Annotated in this window: 21 protein-coding genes; all 21 read right to left on the bottom strand. The window is 53.0% G+C overall.

The genetic code is table 11. The features are described 5' to 3' along the window. Nucleotides 1–23: 23 nt before the first annotated feature. The gene (locus H3M12_RS08175) at nt 24–1,673 is read right to left on the bottom strand and encodes a peptide ABC transporter substrate-binding protein (protein WP_129031846.1); all 1,650 of its coding nucleotides are present in this window, start codon (nt 1,671–1,673) and stop codon (nt 24–26) included. 185 nt (nt 1,674–1,858) lie between these two features. Continuing rightward, nucleotides 1,859–2,911 carry an acyltransferase family protein gene (locus tag H3M12_RS08170; protein ID WP_129031844.1) on the bottom strand — a complete coding sequence of 351 codons (1,053 nt, stop codon included), beginning with the start codon at nt 2,909–2,911 and terminating at the stop codon, nt 1,859–1,861. Between the two features lie 132 nt (nt 2,912–3,043). Continuing rightward, complete coding sequence (locus tag H3M12_RS08165) at nt 3,044–4,033, bottom strand: ribose-phosphate diphosphokinase (RefSeq protein ID WP_129031842.1); 990 nt, start codon at nt 4,031–4,033, stop codon at nt 3,044–3,046. A gap of 89 nt (nt 4,034–4,122) precedes the next feature. Then, entirely contained in the window at nt 4,123–6,666 is a 2,544-nt protein-coding gene (gene recD2, locus H3M12_RS08160; protein WP_129031840.1) for an SF1B family DNA helicase RecD2, read from the bottom strand. A 6-nt stretch (nt 6,667–6,672) separates the two neighbouring features. Next, nucleotides 6,673–7,353: a tetratricopeptide repeat protein gene (locus H3M12_RS08155; RefSeq protein WP_129031838.1), complete on the bottom strand. Its 681-nt coding sequence runs from the start codon at nt 7,351–7,353 to the stop codon at nt 6,673–6,675. A gap of 16 nt (nt 7,354–7,369) precedes the next feature. Further along, complete coding sequence (locus H3M12_RS08150; protein ID WP_182150610.1) at nt 7,370–8,023, bottom strand: histidine phosphatase family protein; 654 nt, start codon at nt 8,021–8,023, stop codon at nt 7,370–7,372. A 249-nt stretch (nt 8,024–8,272) separates the two neighbouring features. Beyond that, nucleotides 8,273–9,430, bottom strand: a complete 1,158-nt coding sequence (gene mnmA, locus H3M12_RS08145) for a tRNA 2-thiouridine(34) synthase MnmA (RefSeq protein WP_129031834.1) — start codon at nt 9,428–9,430, stop codon at nt 8,273–8,275. 185 nt (nt 9,431–9,615) lie between these two features. Next, entirely contained in the window at nt 9,616–9,957 is a 342-nt protein-coding gene (locus tag H3M12_RS08140; protein WP_129031832.1) for a DUF1831 domain-containing protein, read from the bottom strand. A gap of 1 nt (nt 9,958) precedes the next feature. Beyond that, a complete protein-coding gene (locus H3M12_RS08135) occupies nt 9,959–11,125 on the bottom strand; it encodes a cysteine desulfurase family protein (protein ID WP_129031830.1) in 1,167 nt (388 codons plus the stop codon). Nucleotides 11,126–11,150: 25 nt separating this feature from the next. Continuing rightward, complete coding sequence (locus H3M12_RS08130; protein WP_129031829.1) at nt 11,151–11,843, bottom strand: 5'-methylthioadenosine/adenosylhomocysteine nucleosidase; 693 nt, start codon at nt 11,841–11,843, stop codon at nt 11,151–11,153. A gap of 17 nt (nt 11,844–11,860) precedes the next feature. Further along, nucleotides 11,861–12,157 (bottom strand): hypothetical protein, encoded by a 297-nt coding sequence (locus H3M12_RS08125; protein WP_233449169.1) that lies wholly within the window; start codon nt 12,155–12,157, stop codon nt 11,861–11,863. Between the two features lie 3 nt (nt 12,158–12,160). Continuing rightward, nucleotides 12,161–12,703 (bottom strand): NUDIX hydrolase, encoded by a 543-nt coding sequence (locus H3M12_RS08120; RefSeq protein WP_129031825.1) that lies wholly within the window; start codon nt 12,701–12,703, stop codon nt 12,161–12,163. A gap of 3 nt (nt 12,704–12,706) precedes the next feature. Then, nucleotides 12,707–12,928: a cold-shock protein gene (locus H3M12_RS08115; protein ID WP_129031823.1), complete on the bottom strand. Its 222-nt coding sequence runs from the start codon at nt 12,926–12,928 to the stop codon at nt 12,707–12,709. A 162-nt stretch (nt 12,929–13,090) separates the two neighbouring features. After that, the gene (gene ileS / locus H3M12_RS08110) at nt 13,091–15,892 is read right to left on the bottom strand and encodes an isoleucine--tRNA ligase (RefSeq protein ID WP_182150609.1); all 2,802 of its coding nucleotides are present in this window, start codon (nt 15,890–15,892) and stop codon (nt 13,091–13,093) included. A gap of 413 nt (nt 15,893–16,305) precedes the next feature. Then, nucleotides 16,306–17,028, bottom strand: a complete 723-nt coding sequence (locus H3M12_RS08105; protein ID WP_129031819.1) for a DivIVA domain-containing protein — start codon at nt 17,026–17,028, stop codon at nt 16,306–16,308. A gap of 19 nt (nt 17,029–17,047) precedes the next feature. Then, nucleotides 17,048–17,827, bottom strand: a complete 780-nt coding sequence (locus H3M12_RS08100) for a YlmH family RNA-binding protein (protein WP_129031817.1) — start codon at nt 17,825–17,827, stop codon at nt 17,048–17,050. 24 nt (nt 17,828–17,851) lie between these two features. Continuing rightward, entirely contained in the window at nt 17,852–18,133 is a 282-nt protein-coding gene (locus H3M12_RS08095; RefSeq protein ID WP_129031925.1) for a YggT family protein, read from the bottom strand. Between the two features lie 39 nt (nt 18,134–18,172). Continuing rightward, entirely contained in the window at nt 18,173–18,619 is a 447-nt protein-coding gene (locus H3M12_RS08090) for a cell division protein SepF (RefSeq protein ID WP_129031815.1), read from the bottom strand. A gap of 37 nt (nt 18,620–18,656) precedes the next feature. After that, nucleotides 18,657–19,943 carry a cell division protein FtsZ gene (gene ftsZ, locus H3M12_RS08085; protein ID WP_129031813.1) on the bottom strand — a complete coding sequence of 429 codons (1,287 nt, stop codon included), beginning with the start codon at nt 19,941–19,943 and terminating at the stop codon, nt 18,657–18,659. A gap of 21 nt (nt 19,944–19,964) precedes the next feature. After that, nucleotides 19,965–21,305 (bottom strand): cell division protein FtsA, encoded by a 1,341-nt coding sequence (gene ftsA / locus H3M12_RS08080; RefSeq protein WP_182150608.1) that lies wholly within the window; start codon nt 21,303–21,305, stop codon nt 19,965–19,967. 141 nt (nt 21,306–21,446) lie between these two features. Next, on the bottom strand, nt 21,447–22,304 hold the full coding sequence (locus H3M12_RS08075; RefSeq protein ID WP_129031809.1) for a cell division protein FtsQ/DivIB: 858 nt from the start codon (nt 22,302–22,304) through the stop codon (nt 21,447–21,449). Nucleotides 22,305–22,338: the final 34 nt, after the last annotated feature.

Raw genomic sequence — 22,338 nt, 5'->3', positions numbered from 1 at the left:
ATTCCTGCAACTGGAAAATCAGCTTACTTTTCAACTTTCATCCATTGATAACCACGACTCATTCCGGCGGGGTTCCAAACGTACACTTTAACCTTCGAGTTCCAAAGCTCGGCTGTCGCTGGTTGATACAGTGGCACGACCCCTTGTTGGGTCATCAAGCGCTTTTCGGCCTTGACCAAGTCATTGTATCGGGCAGTTGGCCGGTTGGCATCCTGGTTCTCGGAGCGCTTGATCAACGCGTCGTAAGTGGCATCGCTGAAGTCCCCGTTATTATTAGTATTTCCGGTAGCCATCAGTGACAAGAAGTTGATTGGATCCGCGAAATCGGCGCCCCAACTAGAAATAACTAAGTCAAAGTTCCCGGAGTTCGACCGGCTCAACCGCGTCTTGTACGGTAAGGTATTGATCGATACCTTAACATTCGGCATTTTCTGCAGTTCAGCCTGAATGTACTGGGCCACAGTCTTGGTAACTGAGGTATCATCGCACATCAGCGTCAGGTTCAATTGCTTGGTCCCACTAGCCTTCAATCCGGCCTTCATCAGCTTCTTAGCTTGTGGCAGATTGTGGGTGACACCTTCCTTGACGTAAGCGTCCTTGGCAAAGTCCTTCTTAGTCTTCGGGTTTTGGGTCAAATTCTGGGAGACGAACCCTAACGGCGCTTTCGAGCCATCCCGCAGGACCCGTTTAGCCAACTGTTGTTTATCGATGGCTAACGACAACGCTTTACGGACCTTCACGTTCCGTAAAGCCTTAATGCGTTTCTGGTTCATCTGCATGTAGTAGGTCGTCCCACCCACGTAGGTCTTCAAGTTGGGATTGTTCTTCAAATTAGCAACCTGCGTCCCATCGAGGGTCGTGGCGTCCAAGGACTTCTTTTGGAACAAGTTCAAGCCCGTCGATGCGTTGGAGACCACTTGGAAGTTTAATGACTTCAACGTGATGTCCTTGTGGTCCCAGAACTTCGAATTCTTCACCAGTTTCCAGCTCTGCGACGTCCCGGTCCACTTGGTCATCTTGAACGGCCCATCGTACGCCGTAGCGCTACCTGAGTGACCGTAATTGCTACCCTCTTTTTCCACGACGCTTTGTTCTTGTGGGAAGAACGTTGGGAAAGCCAGCAGCAACTTGAAGTAAGCCACCGGTTTACTCAACGTGACTTCCAAGCGGTAATTGTTCAATGCCTTGACGCCCAATTTGCTAGGTTTCATCTTTCCGGACTGAATCTGCTTATAGTTCTTCACACCAGCCATTAAGTAGGCGTATTCGGACGCGGTCTTGGGGTTGACCGTCCGTTGCCACGAGTAAACGAAATCGTGGGCTGTGACCGGTTTGCCATCATTCCACTTGTTGTTCCGCCGCAAGTTGAAGACGTAACGGGTCCCGTCCTTGCTGACCTTGGTCTTCGTCGCTAAGGCATTGATCAGCTTCTCGTTTTTGCCTAATCGAAACAACCCTTCTTGGGTGTGGTAGAGCATGGTCAAACTCGTCGAATCAGAAGCCTTAGAAACATCCAGTGTCGTGACCTCTGACTTGGCCGACAGGTTGACGGTCTGTTTCGCCGCCAACTGCCCCTGGCCTGACGACTGGCTACTCGACTTGCCACAAGCGGCAAGACCGCCGACGACTAAGAGGGTAATACCTAATAAAGCCCCAATATGTTTTCCGTTCACAATGGATCCTCCTCAATCTATGGGGACCGCTAGCTGCCGCACTGATCATCCCAACCTCATGCGCCGAGTCGGCCCCATTAAAATGCTAATTATTCGTAAGCAAAAAAATCCTGTTCAACCATACCGATTTTCAAAATACATTGCAAGTCAGACGGCTTCCACATTAAAAATTATCACCATTCTCCTCATTGCGTTGTCATCTTTACTCGTTGCCAGCCCCAATGCAAACAATAAGTCGTGGCAAAAGCAACAATCCAGGTCGCCCCATAACTAAGTAAGATTCGCCAGCCCAAGGCCAGTCCGTCCGTCAACGGCCACAACCAGTAGAGCCAAAACGCGTGACTCAAATAGGCCCGATAAGCGTACGTGGCCAACCAATGAATCACTGGAAGCCACGTTGAACGGCGCTGTAATTGTGCCACAGCTAGGCAACTGACCAACCCAATCACGCCCAACGCGTACATCAGAGCAGACGGCTGGTAGTAACCGGTGGCTGGTAAGCTGACCGGCAACCCCCGCCGTTTTAGTTGCCAGCCCAGCCACATAAATCCTAGCGCCCACCAGAGTAGTCCCACGAGCCAATGGTGACGCAGTGCCACGGCCACCCGCGGAAACTGCCACCACAGTACCCCTAAGACGGCGTACGGCAAAAAACTAAGGGCTAAGCGGTCCACTAAGTAAGTGGGCGCATGCGGAAACCAGGCCAACCACAACGCGTAAAAAATCGCCACCGCGCCCACACTTAGTTGAGCGCGGTATCGGGAAGACCCGACCCAAGCCGACCAGGCCCAAAACAGTGGCATGACCACGATAAATTGCAACATCATGGTGTTGTACCAGAGATGTGGGGCGGCATTACCGTTCACCGCCTGCCACAAGAAACTACCTAAATCATGGAAGGGCTGATGTTGCTGCAACTTAGGCGTGATAATCAAATACACCAAGGTCCACCACACACTGGGCACGCCCAACGCGGCCCACTGTTGGCGCCAGTATTGGCGCTTAGTCACGGGCGTCATCGCATGCTGACGCAAGGTGGTGTACAGGATACCAAAAATGAAGGCCGGTGCCGTAAACTTCACCAGGTCATAAGCTTGTCCAATCGCCCATTGCGCCGCGGCGCCTGGTCGGGTGGCCAGCGCCAAACCAAGTACGGTCTGGGCCATGACCGCCGTACACGCGGCGACCTTCAAATAATCGCCAATATCAGTTACCGCTGCCGTTTTCCTCAATTGCATCTACTCACTCAGTCCTTACTTTCTTAGCGCACACTTTTTCTCATCACCATAAACAAACGGACCTGAGAGTTACCCCCAGGCCCGTTTTTCGGTTGACTATTCCGGTCGAGTCACTCCCGCCGGTCAGTCAGCTTATTGTTGTTGCATCTTCAACGGTGACCGGAAGAGCTGGTCGACCGGTTGTTCGTTGTAAATCAACGTGATGGCCCGCCCGAAGAGTTCATCAACGGACATGACCACAAACTTATCACTCTGCTTTTCGGCGGGGATTCGAATGGAATCCGACACCACGACCTTTTCCAACGGTGAGGCGTCGATATGCTTGGTCGCATCCCCCGACAACACGGCGTGGGTCGCACTGGCAAAGACATGGGCCGCCCCCGCGTTACGCAGCGCTTGGGCCGATACGGAGATCCGCACGGCCGTGTCGATGATATCATCAACTAAGATGGCATTCTTGCCGGTCACATCACCAATCACGGCGTCCGGATGAGCCGCATTTTCGGTCTCACTGCGGTTGTCGATGATGGCGATGGGCGTGCCTAACAGCTCGGCTAAGCGCCGTGCTCGACTGACCCCCGCGTGATCCGGGGCGACGACGACCGTGTTATCCGCGGTCAAATCGGACCGACCTTCAAAGTAGCTGGCCAACAGCCGGTCACTTTGCAAGTGATCCACCGGAATATCAAAGAAGCCTTGTAACTGGGCAGCGTGCAGGTCCAGCGCAATCACACGGCTGACCCCATCCATCTGCAACAACGACGCCACGAGCTTGGCCGTAATGGGTTCCCGCGACCGGGCTTTCCGGTCAGCCCGAGAATACCCATAGTACGGGATAACCACGTTGATCTTCGCTGCGCTGGCCCGCCGAGCGGCATCCACCATGATCAGTAATTCCATGAGATTGGTATTCACGGGATCAGAGACGGATTGAATGATAAAGAGTTCATCACCCCGGATGCTTTCATCAATACTAATTTGAATTTCACCGTCACTAAAATGATTAACCGTTGCCTTTCCTAATTCGACCCCGGCGACCCGGGCAATCTTTTCGGCTAAGGGCCGGTTAGAGCTCAAGGCAAACACCTTCATCTTGCCCGCTTCGACCTGTTCTACCACCATAACTGCCTCCTATGCATATTCACTGTTCCATAAATGTGTCTTTATTATCGCAATTTATCCCCGTAAACGCAACGCTTAACCGAACGTTTTTAAGCCTGGGGCATAAATTGTTGGGGCGTAATCCCCTGCATGCCAATCATCGGGTCAATTTGCCCCGCTAAGGCCAGTTCGGGGGTCAACCGGTAATCGGTGGGCGTCGCCGGTGCCGCGGTCGCTGGCGTCCTTTTTTCGGCGTCTGCGGTGGGTCCTGCCGTCACCGATTCACCCGCAGTCGGCGTGGCGTCCTTTTCTGCTGGCTGGGTCTCAGCTTCAGCGGTGGGACTAGGCGTCTGGTCCGGTGCCAGTACGGCTTGAATCCGTTGGGTCAAGGTAGTGGCCCGGTTGACCGAAAGGTTCTCCACACAAGTCGCAAAGGCTTGGGGTTCCCCGACCAGAATCAGCATGTCGGCGGCCCGCGTCACCGCCGTGTAGAGCAAATTCCGTTGCAGCATTCGGTTGTACTGACTGACCATCGGCAAGATGACCAACTTAAATTCGGAACCCTGGGCTTTGTGAATTGACATGCAGTAGGCCAAGGTCAACCGAATCCAGTCGTTGCGTTGGTAGGTGACCTCGGTCTGTTCAAAGGCAATCGTCAATTGATCGCTTTTGACCTTACTGTGGGGGTCACTCGCCAAATCGATTCCGGTAATGGTCCCGATATCGCCGTTAAAGACGTTGTTCTCGGGACTATTGACCAGGTGTAAGACCTTGTCGCCGATACGGAATTGCTGATTCCGGAAAGTGACTTCCTTGGTCCGTTCATCTTTCTTGGGATTCAAAATCTCCTGCAAGATCTCGTTCAAGTGATCAATGCCGGCTGTTCCCCGGTACATCGGGGCCAATACTTGGATATCAGCGGCCGAGAAGCCCTTGACGTGGGCTTTAGCCACAATCTGGTCGATGACGTCGGCTACTTGGTTGGCCCGGCACGCAATAAACGACCGGTCCCGTTGATTCTTGGTGAAATCAGCGGGCAATTGCCCCTTCTTGATGGCGTGGGCTAACGGGATAATCGACGACCCATCGCCTTGGCGATAAATCGTGTCGAGTTGAATCTTTGGCAATTGATCACTGGCCAAGAGGTCGTGAAAGACCTGGCCGGGGCCCACGGAAGGTAATTGGTCCTTATCACCGACCAAGATGACCTGCATGCCTACCGGTACTGCTCGCAAAAGCACCTTCATCAGTGAGACATCGACCATCGACACCTCATCGATGATTAATAACCCGCCTTCCAAATCCTTGGTGGTGGCGTCTTCAATATTGCCTTCCCGGCCGGTCAAGCCTAATAAGCGGTGAATCGTACTGGCTGGCAGATCCGTGGTCTCACTCATCCGTTTTGCGGCCCGCCCCGTGGGCGCCGCTAGTAGGACAGGAAACGGTCGTTCCTTATACTCGTTGATGTCTAACGAAACGTCGTGCATCTTGGCGTACAGGTGGACTAGTCCGCGAATAATGGTGGTCTTCCCGGTCCCTGGGCCCCCGGTCAACAGCAGGACCTTAGCGCGAATCGCCGCGGTCAACGCGGCCGTTTGCGACTCGTCGTAGGTGATGTCGAGTTGCTTTTCGACTTTCCGCAACTGTTGCTGAATGGCTTTATCGCTAAAGGTCTGCTTATTTTCTTCATCGTCATCCTGCAACAAGCGGTTGAAGTGTTCGGCAATCTGCCACTCATCGTCATAGAGCGGTTTTAAGTAGATGCGTTGCTCATCGCCGACCACTTTTTGTTGCTTGGCCAATTCTAAGAGTTGGTCGGCCAACTGTTGCGGGTTCAAGCGCACGTTGCGGCTATTTTCAAGTAGGCTCAACGTGTTGGTCAGTAACGGCTTGGCCGTGGTGTAAGTATCCCCGTTGGCCACCGACAGATCCCGCAAGGTCTGTAGGATCCCAGCGCGTAACCGTTCGGGCCGGTCCGGGGCATAGCCCAGTTGCGTGGCAATCTGGTCGGCACGCTTGAAGCTGACCCTAGTGATGTCTTCGGCCAACTGGTACGGGTTATCGTGAATCACATCAAGAGTCTTTTCTTGGTAGCGGTTATAGATGGCGGCCGCTAAGGTGCTGCCAAACCCGTACCCATTCAGCCCGATGATAATCTGTTCCATCCCATTATTGGTCTGAAGTTGGGTGACCAACGTCTGGGTCACCTTAGGCGACAACCCCAACGGATCGAGGACCGAGTGGTCGTTTAAAATCGCATCGATAGCATCGGCACCCAGGGCGTCGACCACCTTTTCCGCCGTTTTCTTCCCCACGCCAGGAAAGTCATCCCCACTCAAATAGGCAATGACCCCGTTGCGGGAAGTTGGCGTTTCGTTTTGGTAGTTCGTAGCCTGAAACTGCACGCCGTACTTGGGGTGTTCCACCCGTTTACCCGTAAAACGATAGACCACGTCATCCTTGATGTCGGCAAAGTTACCCGTGACTACGATTTCGTCTTCGTGCCAATCTAAACTGGTCTCGCTGACTTTGATCAGTAAGACCTTATAAAAACTATCCTGACTGGTGAAAAAGACCGCACTGACCGAGCCCACGACGTAATCGCCCTGTTGGCCCCGGTCCGTCGCCAGCAGGTCCATAGATTCGGTTGCCATCCCACATTACTCCTTCTGTTGATGCTGCGTGTGAATGAATTTCTCGATATCGACCAACTTCTTCTGGCCCTTGGCATAATACGCTGGATCAAGTTGTTTGGCCTTAGCAAAGTAATCGGCATAAGCCTCGCCTTGCACCATTGCCACTAGTCCGCGGTCGAATTGTGCGTGCCCGTTCTTAGCATCCAGTGCCAAGACCCGGTCATAATAAGTAGCGGCTTGGGCCATGTCACCCACGGCTAAGAGGTTTTCGGCAACCACCTGGAGGGTGGCCACATCGTTGGGTTGGCTGGCCAACGCCGTTAGCGCAAAGGCCAACGCCCGCTTATGGTCGCCATTTGCCATGTGAATTTGGGCGATCATCAAATAGCCAACCCCTTTGAACTGGTCACCCAACTGGTCAAACTGGGCGATAGCTTTGGGGTAATCCTGGGCCGCATAGTACACGTTCCCCAGCCCGTAGTGTAAACGTTCGACCGCCTCGGGTTGCGCCTGAAACAAGCCGAGCGCCTTCATCAAGAGCTCTTCGGCCTGGGCATAAGACTTGAGGTCGACCAACACGGTGGCTAGTTCGTAATAGGGCTTGAACTCCCCAGGGTGTTGGGTAATCTGTTGCACCAGTTGATGGACTAATTTTTCCGAGCGTTGTTTGTCCGCTGCTCGCTTGGCGGAAGGTTCCGTTGTCATAACATTATCACCTGCATTAAATAGTATCGGTCGGGGTGGCGCTGGCCGTTAGAAAACTAGTATTGTTCCAGTCCAACAGGTCAAAGTATTGCCCGTCATGGGTCTCGAGCACCGTCACGCTAGTATTCCGAATACCGCCCCGTTTGCGCAGGTCGGCTAACGGCGTCTGTAACAACGCGTTGATCTCGGCGTTGAGCGCTGCCCCGTGACCCACGATCATCACGTTGGCGGTGTCCGGGTTATGCGCCACAATGGTCTGAATGGCCGGCGTCATCCGGTCGATGACCTGCGTAAAGGTCTCGCCGCCCACCTTTTGGGTGGTGTAGCGATCCGGATGGTTACGAAACGCATCCAGCTCCGTGGGGAACCGTTCCTGAATCGACGCAAACGTCTGACCTTCCATCACGCCTAAATGAAACTCTTCTAAGCGACTCATTAGGGTCAGTGGCACGCGTTGATGGGCTTCTCGCAATACCCGCCGTGCTGTGACCCGGGCTCGTTTGATGGGACTCGAATAGGCGTGCGTGAATTTAACATCGCGCAAAAAACGCCCTAATTGAATCATTTGCTGATAACTAGCCGGCAGTAACGGCGAATCACCACCGGCGCCCTGAAACCGTCCTTCCAAGTTCCACTGTGTCTTCCCATGTCGAATAAAGTATAGTTTCATTGTTTGTAAACGTCCTTTCACCATTAATTGCGCTCACTGTTACCCGATTAGCAGACGCGAAAACTCATTTACCGCTTAAATCGAGTCACTGCGCTCAGCAATTAACGACCCAATCTCTACATATTATGCCAGTTTTTGCCGCGTTTTCAAAGTAACTGTGTCAAACTGCCGGCTCGTTAGTCCGAAAAAGGGCCTGATAACTCAAAAAGGGTCCGAGAAATAACTCCCAGACCCTTTCGTCGCACTAAATTAGATTAATTGTAACTTGCCAGCACCCTCGTGTGTAGCGTTAATGCTGGTCTCACCGTATGCCGCATCGATAATCGCACTGCCCAGGCACTCGTCGCCGTCGTAGAAAACGACCGCTTGGCCGGGTGTGATGGCCCGAGCTGGCTCGTCGAAAGTTACCGTGACCTTCTGGCCATCGTCACTCAGATGAACGGTCACGCCGGTATCTTTTTGGCGGTAACGGAACTTCGCCGTGCAACGGAAGTCTTGACCCCGGTCAATCGTGTTGACCCAGTGGATATCCGAAGCTTCCAAGTACGTGGCGTAAAGGTGCGGGTTGTGGTACCCCTTGCCCACGTACAAGATGTTCTTGGACAGGTCCTTACCAATGACGAACCAAGGCTGGTTGTCGACTCCGTCGCCACCAATGCCTAAGCCGCGCCGCTGACCGATCGTGTAGTACATCAAGCCGGCGTGCTCACCCTTGACCTCACCGTCAACGGTCATCATCTTGCCAGGCTTGGCTGGTAAGTAGTGGTTCAAAAAGTCCTTGAAATTACCTTTTTCACCGATGAAGCAAATGCCCATGGAGTCGGGCTTCTTAGCGGTCGCCAAACCGGCGTCTGCCGCCATCTGCCGGACCTGGGTCTTCTTGACCAAGTCCCCGATTGGGAACATGACCCGGTCGAGCTGCTCAGCCGAAAGCTGGCTCAAGAAGTACGTCTGATCCTTGTTGGCATCAACGGCCCGCAACAAGTGATTATGACCGTCAGCATCCCGCGTCAACTGGGCATAATGCCCCGTGGCGATGTAGTCGGCCCCCAGCTCTAAGGCGTAGTCGAGAAACGCCTTGAACTTGATTTCCTTGTTACAGATGACGTCCGGGTTGGGCGTCCGACCCTTCTTGTACTCGTCCAAGAAGTACGTGAACACGCGGTCCCAGTACTCCTTTTCGAAGTTGACCGAGTAGTACGGAATCCCAATCTTTGCGGCCACCTTGGCCACGTCCTTGTAATCTTCAGTTGCGGTGCAGACGCCGTTCTCATCCGTGTCGTCCCAATTCTTCATAAAGACGCCCACGACGTCGTAGCCCTGCTGCTTTAAGCGCAAGGCCACGACGGAGGAATCCACACCACCACTCATTCCGACAACGACACGCGTTTGGCTGTTGTCTTGCATGGTATCACCATCATTTCTATCAGATTCTGGAGAATCTACGAGTTGAAGGTCGCACAAGTCCAGTATTTATCAGTGTAACGATTTAGCTTACATTTTGCAAGCCTGGTGTTTCTTTTCCTGAAAACGGCTCACAGCCCATGAAAAAGGGAGTCCCAGCGTTCCTGCTGGTGACTCCCTACACCCGGTTACTGTTTCTTCAAAATCTCCCGGTCGATTAGATTTTGCATGATGAAATGGTACTGCTCAACGTTACCCTTGGCGTGGGGGCCTTTAAAGATATTCAGCCGCCGATTGCCCGACGCGTTGGTGGTCGCCATCTTGAACCCGGACAGGTCCTTGGCCACCGTCACCTTGAGCATCTGGTTACGGTTATACGGTGAAGTCGGGTCGACCGACCGTTCCAACGTGTAGTTGCCCGCGTTTGTCACCTGAAAGCCGACGTCCTTTAAAGCGTACGGCTTAATGTTGGGGTGGAGCGTATAGCTGTCCTGGTCCCCTTCAATCTGCATCGTTTTTTTAAATAACACGCTACTTCACCTCGTTGGTGTGCTTTAATCGCGTCACAATTTTAGTCACGGCCTGGATAAAGGCGTCCAGGTCGGCTTCGGTGGTGTAGGTCCCAAAGGACAACCGTAACGACTCACCGATGCGGGGACTATCAGCCCCGAACATCGCCGTCAAGACGTGCGACGGCTCGATGGAGCCCGCCGTGCAGGCCGAGCCACCGGAAACGGCGATCCCCGCGAGGTCCAGGTTAGTCTGCATGACGTAGGTCGAAATACCCTTGATCCAGAGGTTCAAGACGTGGTTCAGGTTCTCTCCGTCTAATGACCCGTTGACGGCAAAGTCAACACCGTTAGCGGTCAGACCGTCGACCACGTGTTGCTTGAAGCCCTGATACTTAGCCTGGCGCTTAGCCTTGACCTCGGGCGTCAACGCCTGCACGGCCGTGGCAAAGCCCGCCATCGCCGGGACGTTCTCGGTCCCAGCCCGGCGCTTTTCTTCTTGGTCGCCGCCCTTGACCAAACTCGGGAAGTTCACGCCTTCCCGCCGGTACAAGAAACCAATCATCTTGGGCCCATTGATTTTGTGGGCCGATGTTGACAGCATGTCGATGTGGTCGCGTTGGACGTCGATGTCCAGTAACCCATAGGCTTGCACGGCATCGGTGTGGAACCACGCCTGGTGGTCCTTTAAGATTTCGCCGATTTCGTGGATTGGCATCCGACTACCAACCTCGTTGTTCCCGGTCATGATGGACACCAGGATGGTATCATCGCGCAAGGCGGCCTTGAAGTCGTCAAGACTGATGTGTCCCTGCTGGTCGACCGGCAGGTAGGTCACCTCAAAGCCCTCCTGCTCTAACGCCCGGAGCGGCTCCAAAATCGCCTTGTGTTCGATGGCCGTCGTAATGATATGCTTGCCCAGTTTTTGCCGGGCGTGGGCCGTTTGGGTAATCGCCGTGTTATCACTTTCACTACCGCCACTGGTAAAGATGATTTCGTCGTCGCTAGCGGCGTTGATGCTATCCGCAATCACCTGCCGACTATTTTCCATCACCGTATGAGCTTCGCGTCCCAAGCCATACAACGTTGAGGCGTTGCCAAAGACGTTAGCCATTTTATCCGTCATCTCAGCTAAGACGGCGGGCGACATGGGCGTCGTGGCCGCATTATCTAAGTAAATCTCCTTCACAACTAAACCCTCCTAGAAACTGAAGCTAGTGCTGCGCGGCAAACAGGGCCAGTAACATCTGGGCCGATTGCCGACCAGCATCAATAATAAAGTCATCAAAATCAACGCCGGAATTGTTATCCGCCGTATCGGACATGGCCCGCACCACGACGTAAGGCACGTCGAATTGGTGGGCGACTTGGCCGACCGCGGCCCCTTCCATTTCACCGGACAAAGCTTCGGGGAAGTGTGCCAAGATGGGGTTCGTGGCTGCCGGCCCGTTTAAGAACTGGTCGCCGGACACGATCAAGCCTTGCTTGGTGGTCAGGCCCGTTTGCTTCGCGGCCGCAGCTAATTCCGCGCCCCACTTTTTGGACGCTTCAAAACGTGCCGGTTGTTGCGGCAATTGGCCATAAACGTAGCCAAAGGCCCGGGCGTCGGCATCGTGGTAGGCCGTTTCGGTCGAGATGACCACGTCGCCAATGTTCAGGTCGGGCGCTAAGGCACCAGCTGAACCCGAATTGATGACGACATCCACGTCGAATTGGGTGATCAGTAAGGCCGTGGTTAAACCGGCTTCGACTTTCCCAATTCCGGAACGCACGAGCACCACGTTTTGACCGGAAATGGTCCCGCGGTAAAATTCTAACCCGTGGATGGTCGTGGTTTGACCGTCCTGTAAGGCGGCCTTTAATTCTTTGATTTCTTCTTCCATGGCACAAATTACGCCAAATGTCATGATGCTTGGTCACTCCTTTAAAATTCAACAAAAAATAAAATAATATACACGGTAATAATCAAAACGACCAGCCAAAAGATGACCCAGTTTAACCGACGACCTAACCGCCGCTGCTTATACTCAGACTGGCTGAGTGGTGCCGTATCGCCATTTTGTTCCAGGCCTTGCGGATTATCCGTCACCGGACTGTCAGGCCTTACGTCCTGGCCCCGCCGGCGTTGGTGTGACTGGTTGGCTTGCTCTTGTTCGCGGCGGTAATCCGCTCGCGTCTTGGGTTGATCGTCGTCCGATTGCCAATCATTACGCACTGCCATCACCTACTTCTGTAAGAGCCAGTAGTAAATGGCCATAATGGTCTTGGCGTCTTCAATTTCGCCGCTAGCAATCATGGCCTGCGCCTGGGTCTTGGTGACCGTGGACAACTCGAGGTTTTCCCCCTGGTCACGCGGTAATTCCGTCTTGACGGGCGTTAAGTCAGTTGCCATAAACAACGTCATGTACTCGTCGGAAAAGCCAACACTGGAATAAAAACCAGTAATCCGTTTCAACGTCCCCGGTTCATAGCGAATCTCTTCATTGAGTTCGCGCCGGACCGCATGCTCAATGTTATCGGCGTCGCGACTATCCAGCTTACCAGCCGGAATCTCTAACGTTGCCTTGGCAGCGGGGGCCCGCCACTGCCGCTCCAAAATCATGTGGTCGGCGTCCGTTAAGGCTAAAATACCTACAGCACCTGCATGCCGCACGATTTCACGCGTGGCTGCTTCGCCGTTCGGCAAGCGCACCTGTTGACGTTCTAAGCGCACGATAACGCCATCGTACAATGTTTCAGATGATTCAACGTGTTCTTCTAAATCCATACTCTATGCCTCCTGGTCTGCGGTCACCACGGGCGTGACTTTAGCCGCTTGGGGCCCCTTTTGGCCCTGAACGATCACGAACTGAACCGTTTGACCCGCTTCGAGTTTCCGGAAACCGTCACCTAAAATCCCCGTGTAATAAACGAAGACATCGCCATCATCCGGGGTCGTGATGAAGCCAAAGCCCCGTTGCTCACTATAACTTTTTACTTTACCGATTAGCATGATGCACTGGTCTCCCTTCCGTCTTGACATACAAGCAGATTATACCCGTTTTAGCCGGCCCCCGCAAACCACGAGGAACGCCCGGGTGATTCGGATTGGAAAACACAAAACGGACCTGGTTTATCCAGGCCCGTTTACGGGTAAATCTAAAGTTTCATTTAATTAGTCATCAAAGCCGGTCGTGGCTGTTTCTGGGTAATCCCGGCGGACGATAGCGGCACAGCGGGCACAGAAGTGCGGATAAGCGGCGTCACTGCCGACATCGGTCTTGATCAACCGGCAGCGTTGGCATTCGTCCCCTTCAGCGGCGGTGACCACAATGGCCACGTCGTCAAAGTCGACGGCATCAGCCGGCTTTTGATCGTAGTCTTGAACGTCCAGACCGGAAACCAGCAGGATCTGTTGCACGTTGATGTCCAATTGCTTGAACAAGGTCGCAATCTCAGGCTTCACGTAGAGGTCCAAGTGCGCTTCGGCAGCCTTCCCAATCAACTTGGCGTTCCGGGCTTCTTCGAGCGCCTTCAACACATCGCTACGGACCGTCATGAATTGGTCCCAAGCCGACGGGTCACCGTCTTCGTTGGTGGTTGGCAGGTCTAAGACCTTCGGCATTTCCGCTAATTGGACGAAGTCTTCCGGTTCCTTCAAGAAGGTCCAGATTTCTTCGGTCGTGTGCGGGATGATGGGCGTCAACAGCTTGGTCAACGTCACCGCAATCTGGTAGAAGACCGTCTGCATCGAGCGCCGGACCGGACTGTTTTCGGATTCGATGTACAAGACATCCTTGGCGAAGTCCAGGTAGAAGGCGGACAACTCGGTGATGACAAAGTTCATCAGTTCTTTGTAGATGCTCAAGAAGTCGTACTGGTCATAGTGACCCTTGACCGACTTAGTAAACTCATTGAGCCGGTATAGCATGTGCCGGTCGACGGCTTGTAAATCGGCCACGGCAACGGCGTCTTTTTCCGGATCGAAGTCCGTCGTGTTGGCCAACAGGTAGCGCATCGTGTTCCGCAGCTTCTTGTAGCTGTCCGAAATCTTCACGAAGGCTTCGGTCGAGACCCGCACGTCAGCGGACGCGTCCACGGACGTGACCCACAACCGGACAATGTCGGCCCCCATCTTCTTGATGATTTCGTCTGGGGCAATCGTGTTCCCTAAGGACTTGGACATCTTGTGGCCGTCTTTATCCAAGGTAAAGCCTTGGGAAACGACCTGCCTGTAAGGCGCCTTGCCTTCAGCGGCCACACTGGTAATCAAACTAGAGTTGAACCAGCCCCGGTATTGGTCGGACCCTTCCAAATAAAGGTTGGCTGGGTAAACCAGGTCATCACGCTGGGCTAAGACCCCTTGGTGCGAGGAACCGGAGTCGAACCACACATCCATGATGTCAGTTTCCTTAGTGAATTCACCGTGCGGGGAGTGTTCGTTGGTGTATCCATCTGGTAAGAGGTCCTTGGCGTCACGATCGAACCAGACGTTGGAGCCGTACTTGCCAAATAAGTCCGCCACGTGAGCAACCGTTTCTGGTTCGATGATGGCCGTGCCATCTTCCGCGTAGAAGATTGGCAGCGGCACACCCCAGACCCGTTGCCGGGAGATGACCCAGTCGCCACGGTCCTTAATCATGTTGGCTAAGCGCCGTTGACCCCAGTCTGGCTTGAAGGAAACGTCCTTTAAGTTGTCCAGAATCTCATCACGAATCTTATCAACTGAGGCAAACCACTGTGGCGTGGCCCGGAAGATGACCGGCTTTTTGGTACGCCAGTCAAACGGGTAACTGTGTTCGTACGGCATGTAATCCAGCAAAGCGTTCGTAGCCTTAAGCTTGTCCAAAGCAATTTGGTTAGCATCTTCGTAGAAGACACCCTTGAAATCAGGACCAGCTTCTTCGGTCATGTACCCCTTGTCGTCAACAGGGACTAAGACGGGTAAGTGGTATAAGGCCCCCACGTTAAAGTCATCTTCCCCTAAACCAGGTGCCGTGTGGACCAACCCAGTCCCGGAATCGGTCGTCACGAAGTCGCCTAACATGACCACGAGTTTCCGGTCGGCGATAAATGGATGTTGAGCCGTGATGTTTTCGAGGTCCTTGCCCAAAACGGTCTTGACCACTTGGACATCTTCCCAGCCAAACCGTTCGGCATTTTCCGCCACTAAGGTGCTGGCCAGAACGAACTTCCGGTCATCGTTGGCGGGTTTGACCACCGCGTACTCGATACCGGCATCAATCGTGATCCCTTCGGAAGCGGGAATGGTCCACGGCGTCGTGGTCCAAACCACAAAGTAGGTCTGATCATCCAAGACGCCCTTGCCATCGGCCACTTCTTCCACGAAGAAGGCGGACGGTGAGGTCACATCATGGTATTCAACTTCGGCTTCGGCCATCGCAGATTCAGAAGACCAGGACCAGTAGACCGGCTTTTTGCCCCGATAGATCAAGCCGCGCTTGGCCATTTCTCCGAAGACGCGCACTTCTGCGGCTTCGAATTCAGGGGTCAACGTCATATACGGGTTATCCCAATCGCCAGAAACGCCTAAGCGTTTGAAGCCTTCACGTTGTTGGTCGACTTGCTTTAGCGCGTATTCGCGACAAAGATCCCGGAACGCCGACGTCGACATCTTTTTGCGGTCGTAACCGGCCTTGGTCAATTGTTGTTCAATTGGCAGTCCGTGCGTATCCCAACCGGGCACGTACGGGGCGCGAAAACCGTTCATCGACTTGTAGCGCACGATGATATCCTTGGAAATCTTGTTCAACGCGTGACCCATGTGAATCGGGCCGTTCGCGTACGGGGGACCATCATGTAGAATAAAGGTCGGTTTCCCCTCGTTTAATTTCTGGCGGGCTTGATACAAATGGTTATCAGCCCACGCCTTTTGCCGGTCAACTTCCTTGACCGGCAAATTGCCTCGCATTTTAAACTTGGTCTTACCCAAGTTCAGCGTGTCTTTTACTCGCATACCAGCAATTCCTCCTTGTTGTCATGACTCTTCCACGGTGCGTGACCGGTGAGCTCAAGTGTCCCACTGGAGGCCACCTCAGCTCACCGGTCAAACGCCTTATTTTTCACTTGCATCCTAACCATAAAAAAACGACCCGCCGCAAGGGACGAAGTCGTTCGTGGTACCACCCAAATTTAGAAATTAACTCCCGCTAATTTCCCTCAATACCGTAACGGGGTACCACCCAAATTTAGAAATTAACTCCCGCTAATTTCCCTCAATACCGTAACGGGGTACCCGTTAAGACCTACTTCGTTTTCAGTCCTAAAGCCACTCAGAATGATCACGCCAAGGTCTCTGAATCGCTGGTCTTCCACCTTCACCAGCTCGCTAGGACCGTCTACCTTGTCGTTGTGTTTCCTCAAGCATTTTTATTGTTGGTTGTAATGTTTTTGATCATTGTCCGGGAAGATGACGACGGTCTCTTGACTCGGGTCACCCGTGTCCGTGACGGGCGTTTCGGTGACTTGAGTCTGACCATCTGTTTCGTCAGTCGCATCCGTTGACGATGATGTTTCTGAGTCTACGCCTTGTTCTGGCGCCTTGTCAAGTCGGTCGCCCACGACCTTCTTAATCTCCTCATAGCTGGACATGGAACCTTCCTTGAGCAACTCGTCCCAATCGTTAGATTTAACGACTTCCAGTTGGCTTTCTAACATGACTTGGAGCCGTTGCCGGAAGACCCGGGTACTCTTCTTCAAGTCGTCCGTCTCGACCGCCAGTTTCTTGGCGCGTTTCGAGGCTTCCGTCATAATTTGGTTGCCCTTGTTGGTGGCTTCGGAAACGATGTCGGAACTTTGCTTTTGCGCCTCACGAATAATAATTTCGGATTCCTTTTGCGAGTTGGCCTTGACCTTATCAGCGGCCTCCTGGGCGACCAAGATCGATTGGTTCAACGAATCTTTTAAGTCGTTAAAGTATTTCAACTTTTCGTTGGCTGCATCTAACTGTTCACCCAGCTCCTTATTATGGTTCAACGTGATTTGATAATCCTTGATGACCTGATCTAAGAAGTCATTGACCTCATCAACGTTGTAACCCCGCATTTTGGTTCCGAACTCTTTATTATGAATATCTAATGGACTTAGTACCATTTGTACGTTCCCTCCGCATCTATTTCTTCAGCACCGCTAGGATGACCCGAATTTTTTCTTTTTTCGTCCGCCCGCCGACCTCGTCGAGCCGAATCCGCCCGAAATGTCGTACGGACACAATATCTGCCACGGCTAACTCGTAGTCGGGCTTTTCCGTATCGGCCCAGTTGACCCGGACCCGACCGCCCTCGATGAGTTCTTTGGCGCGGTGACGGGATAAGTGAAAGCCTGTCCCGACGATACTATCTAATCGTAGCGACGATAACGTCGCCGCTTCAGGTTCCCACTCGTCTTCTGGCTGGACCAACGTTTCCAACGTGGTAGGAACCAGGCGAGCCTTGACCCGACCAATACGGTCGACTTGGCCCGTTAAGTAATCGGTCATCGCCGATTCGGTCACCAATTGCCAGGTGAGACCGTCCGTGACGATATCGCCGATGATTTCACGTTCAATGCCCGACCCCAGGAGGGTGCCTAAGATCTGACTATGATGTAACGTGGCAAACTTGATGGGATAATCGACCTGCAGTAATGCCAGCTCGAAGTCCCGGGTTTCCGGCGTGTAGTACTCCGGATAAAAGAGGGCTCGTTGCATCTCCGCCCCCGCGTAACCACCGTTGAACCGAACCGCAATGTCGGCCCGATGGGCTAACGTGGTAGCGACGTAAACTTGACGCGGATTCAGGAAATGCGTGAGCACTGGCCGGTACTCATCCTGAACCCGCTGCAACCAGTTCCCAACCGCATCGATGAAGGGGGCTTCATCCGGCCGGAAATGTTGCGTGATATTCTCATCCACGGCCGTTTCCTCCTCTCATCATCGTCACAGTAATAACTGGATAACGAACCCTTCGATGGCTTGTAGCCCGATCTGAACCACCGATAACACGACGATGGCAACAATTGGGCCAAAACCTAAGGGTCCAATGGCAATGAAGTTAAAGTAACTTAAGAACGGTTCGACTAAGCGACCGATAATCTGACCAAACCGGGACTGATAGCCTCCGGGAAGCCAGCTTAGTAACGCGTAAATCACGATTAACAGGATGTACGCGCCGACCAACCAGTTCAAAACTTGAAAGACAAACATGACCAATTTGAGCATGGCTGCACTTATTCCAGCGTTAATCAAAGCATCCGCTCCTTATGACGTAAATTGATTGCCGAGATTGGCCGCAACATCGCCGGTCACCTCGAAGTTATGTGGCGTGCAAAGAAAGATTTCTTCGCCAATTCGTTTGATTTCACCGCCGACAGCAAACGCCGTCCCGTTCAAAAAATCCACAATGCGCTGGGCTTGAGCTTCATCGACCCGGGCAAAATTAACGATAACGGCATCCCCGCTGGTAATTTGCTTGGCGATTCCCTTCGCATCTGAGTAAATCCGGGGCTCACAAATCGTGATGTGACTTGAATTAGTAGCGGAACGCATAGCAACCACCTTCCGTGTGTCAACTGGACGTTGCGGCGCTACTGGATGAGCCGCTTGAGGCTGTCGTTGAGCGACCGAATTGGATTTTTGATAGTCGTCGTCATCATCATAATCATCGTTCATGCCGAAAAACTTGCTGAGACTAAACTTATCCGCCATAGCTAATCACTCCTCTCACAACAGCTCACCACATCAGTTATTTCCGCCGCCGCTTAAAGAACGGTGGCGTGTCTTCACCCTGATTGTCGTCCGCCGCTGAATGCTGGTTAGAACTTGGGTTGAAAATATTAAAGTCAGGCTTGTCGACCCCGGCAAACTCATCGCTACCGGATGATGGCTTGGGTTCCGGCCGGTGCGCTGGTTCACGAATATCCCAGTTACCAAACGGATCACTCTTTTGTTCACGATGGTCAGCTTGAGATTGACGCGTCTCACCATGGTTGGTCGGTTGGCTCCCCGCGTTATTATTATTTTGCGCATTCGCCCGCCGAGCTACCCGAGAACGGCCTGCCGCTTTTTCTTCCCGCTTCCGGTCAATCCCGGTTGCAATCACGGTGACCCGAACTTCGTCGCCTAACTCTTCGTCGATGGACGTTCCAAAGATGATGTTGACATCACTCGTCGCAGCATCTGACACGATTTGGGAAGCCGCTTGGGCTTCAAACAAGGACAAGTCGGGACCACCGGTAATGTTCAAGAGAACTTGTTCGGCCCCGTCAATGGACACTTCCAGTAATGGTGACGAGATGGCTTTCTTGGTGGCATCCTCCGTGCGATTTTCGCCGTTGGCCGAGCCAATCCCCATCAACGCAGATCCTTGGTCCTTCATGACCGTCTTGACGTCGGCAAAATCCAAGTTGACATAGCCGGGACTCGTGATCAAATCAGAAATCCCCTGAACCCCTTGCCGTAAGACATTGTCGGCTTCTTGGAAGGCTTCCATCATTGGCGTCTTCTTGTCGACGATTTCTAACAAGCGGTTATTGGCGATAATAATCAACGTATCGACGTTCTCCTTCATCGCCGCGACCCCTTCGGCCGCAAAACGGGCCCGCCGTGGACCTTCAAAGCTAAATGGACGGGTCACAACACCAACGGTCAACGCACCGCCTTCCTTGGCGATTTTGGCCACGATTGGGGCGGCACCGTTCCCGGTACCACCGCCCATGCCGGCCGTAACGAAGACCATGTCGGCGCCTTCTAAGGCTTCCGTGATAGCTTCTTCGCTTTCTTCAGCCGCCTTGGCGCCGATTTCAGGATTGGCACCGGCACCTAACCCCCGGGTCAGTTTCGGCCCTAATTGGATTTTGGTCTCCGCTTTAGACGCTTCTAAGGCTTGCACGTCGGTGTTGGCGACGATAAATTCAACCCCCTTCACGTCTTCGGTGATCATTCGGTTAACGGCGTTGTTGCCCCCGCCGCCGACGCCAATGACTTTGATGTTGGCGCCGTGATTTTGAGCAGAATCTAATGAATATTCCATTGTGTATTCCTCCATCTCACATTAGTCGAAGAAGTCGCTAAAGAACTTCTTTACCCGTTCAGTTCGGCTTTTCTTTTTAGGTTTTGCTTTCTTGTCGTTAGTCTGACTGTGCGGTTGCGGCTCGACCGAAGCATCACTTTGTGGTGCCGCTTCAGCCTCCCGTTGACGAATTTCATCAGTTTCATCGGCTAACTGAGTCGACCCCGTCAAGGCGCTCTTAATCAATAAATCAATTTCATTGAGGCCACCAAAGTAGTTCACTAAGGCCAGGGCCAAGGTAAACGATGGATGCCGCAGTCCCATTTGATCCGGAACGTACACCCGCACGTTGGTGCCAAACTCATCGGTAGCCAGCTCCGTAATGCCCGGTAAAGCCGCGACCCCACCAGTCAATACGATACCACCAGGTAACTCTAGTGCCTGGACCTTATCTAAATTGGCCCATAGCCGCTTCAAGATTTGGTCTAAACGCGCTTCGATAATCTCTGCTAAGTATTTTTCCGAAATGGGTGTTGGTTGGCTTTGGCCGACCACACCTACCGGGAACTCATCCTCATCGCTGGCCTGGGTCGAATCCGCATACCCGTAATCGCGTTTGAGCTTTTCCGCGCTGTCCAGTGAAGTGTTCAGAACCACCGAGATATCCTTGGTGATGAACTGCCCACCTTCCTGGTCCACGTCAATGTATTTGAGCTGGTGATCGTGAATCACTGCGGCCGTCGCTTGGCCACCACCCAGGTCAACCAGGATAGTGCCAAAGTCTTGCTCGCCGTCGTTCATGACCATCATTCCTTGAGCCATGGGGTCGATAACGGTTCCCCGGATGGCCAAGCCAGCTTGCTCAACCGCCTTACGGGTATTATGCATGATGGTCTTCGGTCCCGTAAACAGGGTCCCGTGAAGTTCCAACCGGACCCCCACCATTCCGCGGGGGTCTTTAATCCCGTCGAAACCGTCCACCACGAATTCATCGGCTAAAATATCAACGATTTCGCGCTCGGGGGGCAGGCTCTGAATCAAAGCGGCCGCCGCAACGTTGCGGACATCGCGGCCGGTAATCTCACGAGACTGATCATCGATGGCAATCATGCCACTACACGTTTCAATTTTTAACATATTTGCGGGTATCCCCACAATGACATCGTGGATTTCGATACTAGCCTTTTCTTCGGCTTGTCGAATAGCGCGCTGAATCGCTTCAGCTGCTTTGTCAATGTCCACGATCACACCGCGGCTGACACCATTCGAACGTTCATTCCCCACGCCAATAACGTTCATTTGCCCTTTAACATTTTCAGCAACAATGACTTTTATTGAGGTGGTTCCTATATCGAGACCTACGTACATCCCTGAATTATCCATAGAAAAAGGAACCTCCTAAGCTAATCGATCTATTAACACGTATGAATTCGCTTTTTCTCCTAATTATTCTTCAGCTTACCACATTTACTAGGGGTTGAAAAAGCCTTTATAAACGCTTTTAACGCTGAAATCAAAATGAAATTATTTCGTAAAAGCGGACGAATACGCGCCGACTTCCAAATGCACGACACCCTTTTGTTTCATCCTGTGTGCAATGCTGGGATAATACGCCATCTTTTTGGCGAAGCTCCCAATACTAGCATACACTTCATTGCCGTCATTCATGAACAAATGCACTCGCTGAGCGTTCATTTTTGTGGGTGCCGCTTGAATTTCACTAATACTATGCTTGATAGCGGTGCTCAGTCGTGCGTACTGCAAGATCATGCGGTGCAATGCTTTCGTGGATTTAAACTTCCCGTAAACCGGGGTCCCACTCTTCGGTTGACTGACCGATTGTTGACTGACGACACCGTTCTCCAGCACCTCGTAGTACTGGCCGTTACGAACCACGTAACCAGCAGTTGCGTATTCATGGACCCGAACGGTCACCCGGTTAGGCGCCTGGAACTGCACTCGCACCCGTTTCAACCGGGTACTGTGCTGAGGTGCTACCCGTTGCAGGCGCTTTTGGTGTCCAACCACCTTGAAGATGGAATCACCTGGCCGAATTCCTACGGCCCGTTGCACCTGTTTGGCTGACAATTCTTGAGTCCCCTTCACGGTAACCGCCTGCACGTGACTGAGCGGAGAAATCAAGTAAACCATGACCCCGATGACGACCAAAAAGATCGACAAGAGCAGGGCTAACCGCCGAGCCAATTCTCGGTGACGTTGCTGCCGTAACCGGGGCAGCTTATCCCCAATCCGCTTGGTTCGGCGATACCATCTTGGGGTCTGAGCCCGTTTTCGCTGCTGGGCCGCCCGTGATTGGTACTTTTCCCAGGGCGTTTGCTCCCGGGACCTTGGGGCTTGTTTTCGGTCGTGCCGAAATTTCACGAGCGTCCACCTCCGCTTCTGCTAACTAGCCAAC

The sequence above is a fragment of the Levilactobacillus suantsaii genome (assembly GCF_014069315.1).
GTDB lineage: Bacteria > Bacillota > Bacilli > Lactobacillales > Lactobacillaceae > Levilactobacillus > Levilactobacillus suantsaii.
The sequence above is the reverse complement of the archived record's forward strand: the minus strand, read 5'-3'. Positions and strand labels throughout refer to the sequence as shown.

What these genes read in the sequence shown, in the direction of transcription:
- H3M12_RS08170 (WP_129031844.1), bottom strand. Translation starts at nt 2,911, where the DNA reads ATGCAATTGAGGAAAACGGCAGCGGTAACTGATATTGGCGATTATTTG.
- H3M12_RS08165 (WP_129031842.1), bottom strand. Translation starts at nt 4,033, where the DNA reads ATGGTGGTAGAACAGGTCGAAGCGGGCAAGATGAAGGTGTTTGCCTTG.
- recD2 (WP_129031840.1), bottom strand. Translation starts at nt 6,666, where the DNA reads ATGGCAACCGAATCTATGGACCTGCTGGCGACGGACCGGGGCCAACAG.
- H3M12_RS08155 (WP_129031838.1), bottom strand. Translation starts at nt 7,353, where the DNA reads ATGACAACGGAACCTTCCGCCAAGCGAGCAGCGGACAAACAACGCTCG.
- H3M12_RS08150 (WP_182150610.1), bottom strand. Translation starts at nt 8,023, where the DNA reads ATGAAACTATACTTTATTCGACATGGGAAGACACAGTGGAACTTGGAA.
- mnmA (WP_129031834.1), bottom strand. Translation starts at nt 9,430, where the DNA reads ATGCAAGACAACAGCCAAACGCGTGTCGTTGTCGGAATGAGTGGTGGT.
- H3M12_RS08130 (WP_129031829.1), bottom strand. Translation starts at nt 11,843, where the DNA reads ATGACATTTGGCGTAATTTGTGCCATGGAAGAAGAAATCAAAGAATTA.
- H3M12_RS08125 (WP_233449169.1), bottom strand. Translation starts at nt 12,157, where the DNA reads ATGGCAGTGCGTAATGATTGGCAATCGGACGACGATCAACCCAAGACG.
- H3M12_RS08120 (WP_129031825.1), bottom strand. Translation starts at nt 12,703, where the DNA reads ATGGATTTAGAAGAACACGTTGAATCATCTGAAACATTGTACGATGGC.
- H3M12_RS08115 (WP_129031823.1), bottom strand. Translation starts at nt 12,928, where the DNA reads ATGCTAATCGGTAAAGTAAAAAGTTATAGTGAGCAACGGGGCTTTGGC.
- ileS (WP_182150609.1), bottom strand. Translation starts at nt 15,892, where the DNA reads ATGCGAGTAAAAGACACGCTGAACTTGGGTAAGACCAAGTTTAAAATG.
- H3M12_RS08105 (WP_129031819.1), bottom strand. Translation starts at nt 17,028, where the DNA reads ATGGTACTAAGTCCATTAGATATTCATAATAAAGAGTTCGGAACCAAA.
- H3M12_RS08095 (WP_129031925.1), bottom strand. Translation starts at nt 18,133, where the DNA reads ATGCTCAAATTGGTCATGTTTGTCTTTCAAGTTTTGAACTGGTTGGTC.
- H3M12_RS08090 (WP_129031815.1), bottom strand. Translation starts at nt 18,619, where the DNA reads ATGGCGGATAAGTTTAGTCTCAGCAAGTTTTTCGGCATGAACGATGAT.
- ftsZ (WP_129031813.1), bottom strand. Translation starts at nt 19,943, where the DNA reads ATGGAATATTCATTAGATTCTGCTCAAAATCACGGCGCCAACATCAAA.
- ftsA (WP_182150608.1), bottom strand. Translation starts at nt 21,305, where the DNA reads ATGGATAATTCAGGGATGTACGTAGGTCTCGATATAGGAACCACCTCA.